Below are 11,690 nucleotides of genomic sequence, written 5' to 3' on the forward strand. Positions count from 1 at the left end.
ATGCGGCAAACAGCCTGTACTGTCTTCGATTGCTCCAATCCGGAAGCGCCCCGCCCGGTGGCCGGTTTCGCGCTCGACGCCAACGGCGACGGCAGGCTGGGCTACGGCAAGCACTACGTTGCACACCCTGACGCGTTCTCGCTCGACCCGGTTCACTTACCGCTCCAGACTGACTTGCATACAGTGCGCCGACGCCGTGATGGCTCCTTCGGCGTGCTCTCCGATGCCGGACCAAACGCCTGGGGTGTGCGCCTGACCGCCAGCATCAATCGCCAGTACGGCCGCCCACAGCCCGAGACGCCGGTAGACTGGTTCATCCACTGCTGGCATTTCGGATCGGGCTGCCTGGGATTCTCCGAACACCATTCGGTGGTACCCGTGCCCGGTAACCGGCCCGAGCCGTTGTCGAGACTGGACGAGCGGCAGACCCATGCGATCGAGGCCCTGACGGGTGACCCGGATAGCGAATTGGATGAGGAAGCACTGCGCCTGTTCTTTCCCGGTGCCAGCCTTGGCGGTGTCCGGCCAAAGACCGTGGTGCTGCATGAAGGCCGGGAGGCCATCGTCAAGTTCAGCCGCCTCGACGATCGATTCGACGTTCCGACGGTTGAATACGCCACACTGCGTCTGGCGCACCAGGCCGGCATCGACGTACCCGACTTTGAACTCGTGACATTGGGGAGCCGTTCTCTGCTTTTGCTGACCCGATTCGACCGCACGGACGATGGACGCCGTCTTCATTATCTCAGCGCCAACAGCCTCATCGACATCGACCAGGTAGACCCCGGGCTCCTTCGAACCCGTTACTCCTATGCCGGTATCGCCGAAGCCCTTCGTCCGCTGGACGATTATGCCGTGCGGGACGCTCACGCCTTGTTCCGCCGGATGGTCTTCAACATCTTGATCGGGAATGTTGATGACCACATGCGCAATCATGCTCTGCTGCGTGATACGCGTGGCCGCTATCGACTCTCTCCCGCCTTCGACCTGCTTCCGCATCTGGATGCCGCCTATCTGCCGCAATCCATCGGCGTGGGGGACCATGGTGCTGCCAGCACGACCATCAACGCCCTGTCGCAATCCCGCCGTTTCCTTCTCACGCCGGAAGAAGCACGGACGATCATCGAGGAGGTGCGATCTTGTGTTGCGGGCTGGCGCACGCTCTTCGCGGAGTGCGGGGTAAGCCGTACCGATCTTCAGCTGCTGGGGACCTGCATCGATGCCGGCCGTTGAACGCGTCCATGCTCTGCGCCGCGCGCTCCGGAACGTAATGTCCGTGCCCTGACCAGTCCAAATGGACTAGTTTCATTCCCGGCAAGCCCCGTTAGAATGCCGCTGGTAGATGAGTCACCCTGGAGGGGGGAAAAGATCGGCCCGCATAGCGCGGCGTCGGCAGCTCGGGGGGGACTCATCTGCTTTCTTCTCGCGGCATCCTCTGCCGCTTCTTCCGGACTTCCATCCCTGCCCCGTTGATTCCCTGCCCGGCGCGCTTCTTCCGCCGCCCTCCCACAGACTGACCATCTTGCGGCTGCCCGACAAGGCATCCGCCACCTCGCCATGCTGCAGCGTGGCGGCCTCGTGATGAGAACGCGCAGGCGCGGATTCCCGGCCTGCGGAAGAGGCCGGGAGCGGCTGCTACAGCGTGCTGTAGCAGCCGTCCAGAAAAAAATTCTGTGCGGTTTGAGTGTCCCTTTTTGCATCAAGCTCCGGCACGCGCGCCCGTATTCTGGACCCACTGGCCCCCGCGCAGCCATTCGTGGCCAGGTCCCCCACTCTCATCGTCATTCCCTTTTTTCTGGAGCAAGACATGCCTCTGAAGGATTTCAAGGTACTCACGTTTGACGTCGTCGGCACCCTCATCGATTTCGAAGGCGGCATGCTCGCGTACCTGCGCAAGGCCGCTCCCGACTGCAAGATCTCGGACGAGGATTTCCTGGCAGCCTATCGCGCCGCGCGCAGCGATGGCAACACTGGCTGGTATCCGGATGACCTCGAGCGCTGCTGGCATGTCATCGCCCCGGCCTTGGGTCTGCCCGACACCCCGGAACTGGCGCGCGGCCTGCGCGATTCGGTGGCCGACTGGCCGGCCTTTGCCGATTCGGTCGAGGCGCTGCAACGCCTGCACAAGCATTACAAGCTGGTCACCATGACCAATGCGCAAACCTGGGCCCTGCAACACTTCGCCCGCACCCTTGGCGAACCGTTTGACCTGCTGCTGAGCTGCGACGACGCCCTCTGCGAGAAACCCGACCCGCAATATTTCGCCTACGCCCGTGGCCGCTTCGAAGGCGCATGGGGCTATCGCCAGGCCGACAACCTGCATGTGGCGCAAAGCCAGTATCACGACATCGGCGTCTCCAAGCGCCTGGGCATCACCACCTGCTGGATCGAGCGCCGTCACGGCAAGTCCAGCTCGGGCGGCACCATCGCCTCCGAGCACACCGTCCCCGATTACCACTTCCACACGCTGGCGCAACTGGCCGATGCGGTAGAAGCGGGGCAATAAGCTTCACCCTCACAGCGGACCGCAGAGTCCGCATTCACCGGCACGCAGCGCCGTGCCGGCTTGCATCAGTGCATCCGAGTCCAGGCGGGCCGCCATCGCCCCGCCGGTCTTCTCACGCCTCAACAACACAGGGAGCTGCACCATGGACCACAACAGCAAGAACAAACTCGACCTGCTCAGCGCCAGCGACACCGCTGGCCTGATGGATTGCCTCAAGCGCGGTGCCAGCCGGCGCGACATTCTCAAAATGCTGCTGGCCGGGGGCATGCAAGCCACGCTGGCGGGCGGTCTTGCCACCAGCGCCGCCAGTGCCTACGCCCAGACCCCGCGCCGCGGCGGCAAGCTGCGCGTGGGCGGCGACACGGCATCGGTCAGCGACACGCTCGATCCCGCCAAGCAATCCAACAAGACCGATTACTCGCGCGGCACCATGCTCTACAACGGCCTGACCGCGCTGGATGCCAGCCTCACGCCGCAACCGGCGCTGGCCGAATCCTTCATCAGCAAGGATGCCAGGGTGTGGGTGTTCAAGCTGCGCCGGGGCGTGAGCTTCCACGACGGCAAGGCGCTCACGCCGGCCGACGTGGTGTTCTCGCTGATGCGCCACAAGGATCCGGCCACCGCATCCAAGGCCAAGACCCTGGCGGACCAGATCGAGAGCGTCAAGGAAACCGGCCCCAATGAAGTGACCGTCACCCTGACCGCGCCGAATGCCGACCTGCCGGTCATCGTCGGCACCTTCCACTTCCACATCGTGAAGGCCGGGACCACCGACTTCAGCGCCGGCATCGGTACCGGTCCCTACAAGCTCAAGGAATTCACTCCCGGGATCCGCTCGGTGGTGGTGCGCAACGACAATTACTGGAAACCCGGCAAGCCCTATCTGGACGAGATCGAATTCGTCGGCATCGGCGACGAGAATGCGCGCGTCAACGCCCTGCTCTCGGGCGGACTCGATCTGGTGGCCAACCTCAATCCGCGTTCGATCGAGCGCATCAAGGGCAGTGCCGGCTTTGCGGTACTGGAAACGCCATCCGGCGCCTATACCGACCTGATCCTGCGCAAGGATGTGGGCCCCGGCAGCAACCCCGATTTCGTGCTGGCCATGAAGTACCTGATGGACCGTGAGGTCATGCGCAAGAACATTGCGCGCGGCCATGCGGTGCTGGGCAATGACCAGCCGATCGATCCGACCAACCCCTTCTACCTCGCCGGCCTGCCGCAGCGCCAGATGGATCTGGACAAGGCCAAATACCACCTGCAGAAGTCCGGCGTGACCGGCAAGATACCGCTGGTCTGTTCGGCGGCGGCCATGTATTCGGTAGACATCGCCACGGTGCTGCAGCAGACCGCACAGCGCGTCGGACTGGACCTGGAACTCAAGCGCATGCCACCGGAAGGCTACTGGTCCAACCAGTGGCTCAGCAATCCGGTCGGCTTCGGCAACGTCAACCCGCGCCCCAGTGCCGACGTGCTGCTCACCCAGTTCTTCCAGTCACAGGCGGCATGGAACGAGTCGCGCTTCAAGAGCGAGAAGTTCGACCAGCTGCTCACGGCCGCGCGGGCCGAGATCGATGTCGGCAAGCGCAAGCAGATGTATGGAGACATGCAAACCATCATCCATGAGGAAGCCGGGATCGGCATCCCCATGTTCCTCGCCCTGCTGGATGGCTACAGCAGCAAGGTCAAGGGCCTCTCGCCGATTCCGCTGGGCGGCATGATGGGCTACTCCTTTGCCGAGCATGTATGGCTCGATTCATGATTTGATCCATACAAGCTGGAGGGCTTGTCCGACGGCGGCCTGGCTCACTTTTCCGCAGTCACTCGCGCTTTTGCCTTAGACTCTGGCACCATCCGATGGCCGGATGCATTGAAGGAGGCATGGCAAGCGATGCGAATTCTGCTGGTGGAAGATGACGCCATGATCGGCGAGGAAGTCCGCGCGGCCCTCCGGGAGGCCAGCTACGCGGCGGACTGGGTGCGCGACGGCAACGCCGCGCATGCTGCCCTGGTCCAGCAGGACTACGACGCCGTCCTGCTGGATCTGGGCCTGCCCGGTGCCGATGGCTTGTCGGTACTGCGCCAGATGCGCCGGCACGCCACCACGCCGGTACTGATCCTGACCGCCCGCGATGGCGTGCAGGACCGCATCGACGGACTCGACAGCGGTGCCGACGACTACATCCTCAAGCCCTTTGCCATGGGCGAATTGCTGGCGCGGCTGCGCGCGGTGATGCGGCGCAAGTCGGGGGCGGCTACGGTGGTGCTGGACAATGGCGAACTGTCTCTGGATCTGGCCGACAAGACCGCCCGCTGGCAAGGCCAGCCGCCGGTAGCGCTGTCGGCACGCGAATTCGCGCTGTTGCAGGCACTCATGCATCGCCCTGGCGCGATCCTGTCGCGCAGCGAACTGGAAGAACGGATTTATGGCTGGGGCGAGGAAGTGGAAAGCAATGCGGTCGAATTCCTGATCCATGCATTGCGCAAGAAACTGGATCGTACGGCCATCAGGAATGTGCGCGGCATGGGCTGGATGGTGGCGCGCGGAGCAAGCGCGTCATGACACCCCTGCAACGCTCCCTGCAAGCGCGGCTGTCGCTGGCGCTGACGCTGGCCATACTGGCGGTGGCCCTGTGTGCCGGGGCCTTCGGCTTCCTCAGCGCCTATCGCGATTCGATCCGGCAGCAGGACGACCTGTTGCTGCAGGTGGGCACACTCATCGCCCGCCTGGGCGGCACCCTGCCCGAGGATGGCGCGGTGGGCAGCTACCCCGGTGCCGATCATGAATCGCGCATCAGCGTGCAATGGCTGCCCGAGCCGGGCCAGTCCCCATCGGCGGTTGCCGCCTTGCCGCTGCCCTCGGGCCTGCGGGACGGCTTCCAGACGGCCGTCATGTTTCATGAGAATTTCCGCGTCTATGTCCAGCCGCTTCCTTCCGGCCGCCGCATCGCGCTGGCGCAGGAAACCGATGTGCGCGATGGCATTGCATCGCGCAGTGCCTGGCGCGCAGTGATTCCCGTCCTGCTTCTGGTACCGGTGCTGCTGCTGGCACTGCGGCGCATCATGCGCACGCTCTTCGCGCCGCTGGCCCAACTGCGCCGCGAGATCGACCAGCGGCGCGATGACCAGCTCGATCCCTTGGCCACCCAAGGCCTGCCCATTGAAATCAGCCCCTTCGTTGACGCCATCAATCGACTGCTGGCGCGTGTACAAGGCGCGATGACGGCACAGCGCCGCTTCGTGGCCGATGCCGCGCACGAGTTGCGCACGCCCCTGGCCGCGCTCTCGCTGCAGGCAGAAGGACTGCAGCAGAGCGAGCTTTCCGATACCGCCCGCGCACGCTTGCAGCGTCTGGAACAAGGACTGGAGCGCGCGCGCATGCTGGTCACCCAAATGCTCGCCCTGGCCCGCGCCCAGGATCAAACGGCAGCCTCGCCGCGCACACGGCTGCTGCTGCGCGAGGCCGTGCGGCCGGTGCTGGAGGACCTGCTGCCGCTGGCTCAGCAAAAGGACATCGACCTTGGCGTGGACGGACCGCTGACGGCCGAGGTGGACAGCAATCCGGTAGAACTAGGCTTGCTGCTGGGCAACCTGATCGACAACGCGATCCGCTATACGCCGGCGGGCGGTTGCATCAGCCTGGCGCTCGCCGCAGCGGCTCAGACGCCGCCGGGGCGCGTGCGTCTCGAGATCACCGACAATGGTCCCGGCATTCCGGCCAGCGAGCGCGAGCGCGTGTTCCAGCCCTTCCATCGACTCGATCCCGCAGCCGCTCCCGGTGCTGGCCTGGGGCTGGCCATCGTGCAGTCGGTGGCGGCGCGGCTGGATATCATGATCGGGCTGGCGGCATCGGACGAGAAATCACAGACCGGATTGCGCGTGATCCTGGATATTCCTGCGCCGGGCCAGGCCTGAGTCAGACTTGGTCAGTAATTTCTTGCGCGAGGCTAATGCTGAACTAAGTTTCCTGACTTACCATGCAGGCTCATTTTTCCAATGGGAACCCAGATGAACAAAACCAATAATGCCCTCGGGCAAGGCACCCGCTACCCCCCCCTCTACGCCGCGCTGCACTGGCTGATGTTCGTCCTGTTCGTGGTGGCGCTGGCCACCATCGAATACCGCGAGGACATCCCCAAGGGCGACCCGCTGCGCGACTTGCTGCGCACGGTGCACATGCATGCCGGTCAACTGGTCCTGATCTTCGTCGTGGTGCGCCTGATCGCCCGCAAGCTGCTGGGCGTGCCGCCCGAACTGCCGCTGCCGCGCCTGCAGCAGCTGGGCGCGAGCGCCGTGCACCTGCTGCTGTATGCCGTGATGATCGGTCTGCCCATCACCGGCATCCTGTTCACCCAGGCCGGCGGCCGCGATGTGGTGTTCTTCGGCATGACGCTGCCGGTGATTCTGGCCAAGGACATGGCCGTGCGCGGTCCCATCAAGGAGGTACACGAATTCATGGGCAATGCGGTGTATTTCCTGGTCGGGCTGCATGTGCTGGGTGCGCTGTGGCACCAGTTCTTTGATCGCATGCCCATCCTGCAGCGCATGTCCTTGCGCTCGCCACGCAAGTAAGCGGACTTGCCAGCCGCGCAGCGAATCCTGCGCCGCCTTCGTCGACCACGCCATCCGGGCATTCCGGGTGGCGTTTTTTGTTGCGAAAGGCCAGGTTGTGAAAGCCATCAAATAGCTGACAGAGGTTGCGCCAGCGGTCTTTGCGGAAGATCAAACGCCTTCCGATCAGCGCATCGATGTGGTCACGGTGCAAGGTTTAAATGGGGAACGTTTCTGTCTCGGAATAACGATCCGGCCCCATCATGACAACACTTCACCGCCCCCTTCTTCCCCTGATTTTTCTCTTGCTCGCCACGCTGATGCTCTGCTCACCGCTGGCCACTGCCGCGCCGGCCATCGCCATGCCGACGAGCGCGGCCAGCCTGAGCGACGATCTTCCGGCCGACTTCGGCGACGACCTCGATACCAGTACCCGCGAGCAAGTTCTGCGCGGCCGCTATGTCGCCCGGCTGGGCGACTGTGTGGCCTGCCATACGCAAGACAAGCGCAAGCCGATGGCTGGCGGCCTGGCGCTGGAGACGCCGTTCGGCAAGCTGTATTCCACCAACATCACGCCAGATCGCCAGACCGGAATCGGGCAATACAGCTTCGCCCAATTCGATCGCGTCATGCGTGAGGGCGTAACGGCGGACGGTCGCCATCTTTATCCCGCGATGCCCTACCCGTCCTACGCCAGGATGAGCGAAGAGGACATGCGCGCGCTCTACGTCTACCTGATGCAGGCGGTCAAGCCGCTGGCGCTACCCAACCGGCCACCGGAGATGTCCTTCCCCTTCAACCAGCGCTGGGGGATGGCGCTGTGGAACATGGCCTTCCTGCAAGCCGGTCCATTCCGGCCCGATCCTGCACAGTCTGCCCAATGGAATCGCGGAGCCTACATCGTGCAGGGGCCGGGGCACTGCGGGGCCTGCCATACGCCGCGGGGTATCGGCATGCAGGAAAAAGCCGTGAGTGAATCCGGCAGCAATGGCCCGCTGTTCCTCTCCGGCGAGACGGTAGCGCATTGGCGCGCGCTCGACCTTCGCGGCCGCTGGCAGCCCGCGGATGTGGCCGGGCTACTGCGCACCGGCAGCAACCGCTTCGGTACGGTGGCAGGCAACATGGTCGACGTGGTCCAGCACAGCACGCAATACCTGAGCGACGAGGATCTGCTGGCCATCGGCACGTATCTGGCCAGCCTGCCCTCGCCCGCGCGCCGGCGCTCGCCGCAAGCCACCGCCGCACCCGTCGCCGCCGCCATCCCGGCCGACCTCTACCTCTCGCGCGGCGGGCTGGGTTACGTGCAGTTCTGTGCCACCTGCCATCGTAGCGACGGCAACGGGGTGCAGGGGCTGTTCCCGCCGCTGGCGGGCAATCCGACCCTGCAAAGCAATGAGCCCGCCTCGCTGATCCACATCATGCTCACCGGTTGGCGTGCGGCGCGCACCCATGCCCAGCCCAAGGCAATGAGCATGCCGGCGTTTTCCGCGCTGAGCGATGGCGAGATTGCCGAGATTCTCAACTTTGCGCGGGCCAGCTGGGGCGGCCGTCAACAGGCGGATATCAGCGAGCGCCAGGTCGCACGGCTGCGTGCCGAACTGGGCGCGCAGCCGGCAAATACGGTGGGGCCGCGCTTCGAAGCGCCGCGCCTGGCTGACATGCTGAAAGAAAAAAATGCCGCACAGCTCATCCTTGGTGCCCGCCTCAATATCGAGACCGGACGACTGCTGCCGCAGCACGTCGGCAACGGACTGAACTGCGCCAGCTGCCATCTCAATGCGGGCACCGTCGGCGGCGGGTCGCCCTATGTGGGCGTGTCGGCCGCCTTCCCGACTTATGCGGCACGGGCCGGGCGTGTCATCACGCTGGAAGATCGCATCAATGGCTGCTTCCCCCGCTCCATGAATGGCAAGCCACTGCCGCCAGGATCGCAGGACATGCAGGCCATGCTGGCCTACATCGAGTGGATGCGCCGTGACGCGCAGCCCGGTGAAAAAGTACCTGGACGTGGCATCGGCAAGATCGATCAGAAACTCAAGCCCGATCCGGTCAATGGCGAACGCATCTACCACGCGCAGTGTGCCGCCTGCCATGGCGCGCAGGGCGAAGGCATCCGCAGCCCGTCCGGCCAGTGGGTCACCCCGGCGCTGTGGGGCGCGCAGTCCTTCAACATCGGTGCCGGCATGGCGCGCACTTACACCGCTGCCGCCTTCGTCAAGCGCAACATGCCGATCGCCCTGCATGACCGTTTCCCGCTAGGCCAAGGCGGGCTGTCGGACCAGGAAGCGGTGGATGTGGCGGAGTTCTTCACGCATCAGCCGCGTCCCGACTTCGCACCCAAGACCAGGGACTGGCCACGGGACAAGAAACCGGCCGATGCGCGTTACTGAGGCGTCGCCGCGCGATCCGGGAAGTGCAGCCGACAGGCTGCCCCCATGCCATCGCCGCGATTGCTCAGAGTAATGCTGGCGCCATAGCCGTCCAGCACGGCACGCACGATGGCCAGTCCCAGTCCGGCGCCGCTGGTCTGCCCCTGCTGCGAGGCGCGACCGCGATAGAAGCGTTCGAACAGTTGCGGCTGGTCGCCACTGGCGATGCCGGGGCCGCGATCGAGCACTTCCAGCGTGGCCCCGCCACCCTCGGCAAACACGCGGATCTCCACCGCCGAATCAGGCGCGCAAAACTTGATGGCGTTGTCCAGCAGATTGTTCAACACCAGCAAGGCAGCGCGCTCGCCCACGCTGGCGTGGACCGCCTCCGGTGCGTGCAGCTCAAGCCGGATGCGGCGCGCAGCGGCAGTGGCTTGCCATCTGGCGATGGCCTCGCGCATCACCGCATCCAGCGCAATGCGCTCGGGTTGGCGGCTTTCCTGCCCGGCATCCAGGCGCGCCAGTTGCAACAGCTCTTCCACCATGCTGGTGAGACCGACCACTTCTTCCAGGCAGGATTGCAGGGTGGCCACCTGCTCCTGCACCGAACGCGGCCGCCGCAGCGACAGCTCGATCTCGGTGCGCAGGCGCGACAGCGGCGAGCGGATCTCATGGGCGGCATTGGCCGTGAAGTTGCGCTGCAGTTCAAAGGCGCGCTGCAGCCGTGCCAGCATGGAATTGAGGGTGTCCACCAGATGCCCGATCTCGTCATCGCTGCCCGGATGCGCGAGCCGCTCGCCCAGGCTGGCATCGCTGATGCGTCGCGCCTGCGCGGCGATGCGCTCGACCGTGCCGAACAGGCGGCCGGTGAGAATCGCCCCCGCCGCCGCCAGCGCCAGCAGCAGCGCCACGGCCAGGCCGCCGAACAGCAAGGCGGCTGATTCGACGATATGGTCCGCATCGTCCAGCGACCCGGCCACCAGCACCGCAAATCTGCGCTCGCCCAGCCGGACCGGCACCGCCGCCATGCGCAACGGTTCTTCGCTGGCCTTGGGCAGGGTTTCAAAGACGGTCTGTCCGCCCTCCAGGCGCTTGAGCAGGCCGGCCGAGACCGGCAGGGTTCCCGCGCCCAGGTTGTTGCTGCGCGCGAGCACCTGGCCGTCGGCATCGATGATCTGCACCAGCCGGTCCAGCCGCACCAGCGAAGGCGGCGCCGTACCGGGGCGCGGTTCGTGGACGTGGATGGCATCGGGAGCACCTTCCGCCAGCAGACCCGCCTCGGTCTCGCCCAATGCCAGCAGCGCCGCATCGAGCTGGCCCAGCACGGATTGCGAGAGCAGCCACCAGCCCGCTGCCGCCGCACACGTCACGATCAGCACTACGGCCAGCATATGCACCAGCAGCAGCCGTTTGCGAAAACCCATGCTCATGGCGCGCCGTCACCGCGCATGCGAAAGCCCTGCCCGCGCAAGGTTTCGATCAGCGCCGGCCGGCCATCGGCTTCGATCTTGCGGCGCAGGTTCTTGATGTGAACGTCCATCAGGTTGTCGATGGCGATCAGGTCGGCATGCCAGACTTCCTCCGCCAGTTGCTGGCGGCTGACCACCTGGCCGCTGTGGCGCACCAGCAGCACCAGTACGGCGTATTCCTTCTGCGTCAGGTCCAGCCGCTGGCCGTCGCGCATCACCTCATGCGCCAGCAGGTCGATGCGCAGATCGGCCAGCTGCAAATGCAGCACCTGCAGCTGGCGCGGACGGCGCAGCAAGGCATGCAGGCGCGCCAGCAATTCCTCGAAGGCGAAGGGCTTGGCCAGGTAATCGTCGACCCCGGCATGCAGGCCCTCGACCTTCTCGCCCAGTGCATCGCGCGCGGTCAGCATGAGGATGGGCCACAGCACCTGCGACTGGCGCACGCGCCGGCACAGCGCCAGACCGTCCATGCCGGGCAGCATGCGGTCGAAGATGGCCACCTCGAAGGGACGATCCAGCAGCGCCAGCGCCTCTTCCGCACTGTGCGCCACCGTCACCGCGAAACCTTCTTCCTGCAAGCCCTGGGCCAGCAGTCGCGCGGCTTTCATGTCGTCTTCCACCAACAGGAGTTGCATACCTTTCCATTCACGTGCGTCATCGAGATCGGGATTAAACCATGGGCTGGCGGCCCGTTTCCTGAAGAAACATTCAGAAACCCCGGAAACCAGGCCCCCTATCATAGCGACGTTTTCTGCAGCGCGGCCCACGGCGACGGCCCGGCGGCGCGGCTGCAAG

At 65.1% G+C, this 11,690-nt stretch carries 9 protein-coding genes; 7 read left to right on the forward strand and 2 right to left on the reverse strand.

Annotated elements, in window-relative coordinates; translation table 11 throughout:
- The 7 genes from JOD78_RS03555 to JOD78_RS03585 all read left to right on the forward strand — a co-directional run bounded on the left by JOD78_RS03555 (position 1) and on the right by JOD78_RS03585 (position 9,447).
- Positions 1-1,233 carry a HipA domain-containing protein gene (locus JOD78_RS03555; protein ID WP_209569761.1) on the forward strand — a complete coding sequence of 411 codons (1,233 nt, stop codon included), beginning with the start codon at positions 1-3 and terminating at the stop codon, positions 1,231-1,233.
- Between the two features lie 574 nt (positions 1,234-1,807).
- Entirely contained in the window at positions 1,808-2,506 is a 699-nt protein-coding gene (locus tag JOD78_RS03560) for an HAD-IA family hydrolase (RefSeq protein WP_121045530.1), read from the forward strand.
- Between the two features lie 142 nt (positions 2,507-2,648).
- Positions 2,649-4,268, forward strand: coding sequence for an ABC transporter substrate-binding protein (locus JOD78_RS03565; protein WP_209569759.1), 1,620 nt, complete (start codon positions 2,649-2,651; stop codon positions 4,266-4,268).
- A gap of 129 nt (positions 4,269-4,397) precedes the next feature.
- Entirely contained in the window at positions 4,398-5,069 is a 672-nt protein-coding gene (locus JOD78_RS03570) for a response regulator transcription factor (protein WP_209569757.1), read from the forward strand.
- The gene (locus JOD78_RS03575) at positions 5,066-6,421 is read left to right on the forward strand and encodes an ATP-binding protein (RefSeq protein WP_245201971.1); all 1,356 of its coding nucleotides are present in this window, start codon (positions 5,066-5,068) and stop codon (positions 6,419-6,421) included. Before JOD78_RS03570 ends, JOD78_RS03575 begins: the two co-directional genes overlap by 4 nt.
- A gap of 93 nt (positions 6,422-6,514) precedes the next feature.
- On the forward strand, positions 6,515-7,078 hold the full coding sequence (locus JOD78_RS03580; protein WP_121045533.1) for a cytochrome b: 564 nt from the start codon (positions 6,515-6,517) through the stop codon (positions 7,076-7,078).
- A gap of 341 nt (positions 7,079-7,419) precedes the next feature.
- Positions 7,420-9,447 carry a c-type cytochrome gene (locus tag JOD78_RS03585; protein ID WP_209569859.1) on the forward strand — a complete coding sequence of 676 codons (2,028 nt, stop codon included), beginning with the start codon at positions 7,420-7,422 and terminating at the stop codon, positions 9,445-9,447.
- On the opposite strand, the gene JOD78_RS03590 is transcribed toward JOD78_RS03585, so the two are convergent.
- Both JOD78_RS03590 and JOD78_RS03595 read right to left on the reverse strand, forming a co-directional pair.
- Entirely contained in the window at positions 9,441-10,856 is a 1,416-nt protein-coding gene (locus JOD78_RS03590; protein ID WP_245201972.1) for an ATP-binding protein, read from the reverse strand. The genes JOD78_RS03585 and JOD78_RS03590 overlap by 7 nt on opposite strands.
- A complete protein-coding gene (locus JOD78_RS03595) occupies positions 10,853-11,530 on the reverse strand; it encodes a response regulator transcription factor (RefSeq protein WP_121045535.1) in 678 nt (225 codons plus the stop codon). Before JOD78_RS03595 ends, JOD78_RS03590 begins: the two co-directional genes overlap by 4 nt.
- Positions 11,531-11,690: the final 160 nt, after the last annotated feature.

This window comes from Herbaspirillum sp. 1130, from assembly GCF_017833835.1.
In the GTDB taxonomy this organism is placed as follows: domain Bacteria; phylum Pseudomonadota; class Gammaproteobacteria; order Burkholderiales; family Burkholderiaceae_D; genus Herbaspirillum; species Herbaspirillum huttiense.

Coding starts and splice junctions, on each gene's coding strand:
- JOD78_RS03590 (WP_245201972.1), bottom strand. CDS start 10,856: ATGAGCATGGGTTTTCGCAAACGGCTGCTGCTGGTGCATATGCTGGCC.
- JOD78_RS03570 (WP_209569757.1), top strand. CDS start 4,398: ATGCGAATTCTGCTGGTGGAAGATGACGCCATGATCGGCGAGGAAGTC.
- JOD78_RS03595 (WP_121045535.1), bottom strand. CDS start 11,530: ATGCAACTCCTGTTGGTGGAAGACGACATGAAAGCCGCGCGACTGCTG.
- JOD78_RS03565 (WP_209569759.1), top strand. CDS start 2,649: ATGGACCACAACAGCAAGAACAAACTCGACCTGCTCAGCGCCAGCGAC.
- JOD78_RS03585 (WP_209569859.1), top strand. CDS start 7,420: ATGCCGACGAGCGCGGCCAGCCTGAGCGACGATCTTCCGGCCGACTTC.
- JOD78_RS03555 (WP_209569761.1), top strand. CDS start 1: ATGCGGCAAACAGCCTGTACTGTCTTCGATTGCTCCAATCCGGAAGCG.
- JOD78_RS03560 (WP_121045530.1), top strand. CDS start 1,808: ATGCCTCTGAAGGATTTCAAGGTACTCACGTTTGACGTCGTCGGCACC.
- JOD78_RS03580 (WP_121045533.1), top strand. CDS start 6,515: ATGAACAAAACCAATAATGCCCTCGGGCAAGGCACCCGCTACCCCCCC.
- JOD78_RS03575 (WP_245201971.1), top strand. CDS start 5,066: ATGACACCCCTGCAACGCTCCCTGCAAGCGCGGCTGTCGCTGGCGCTG.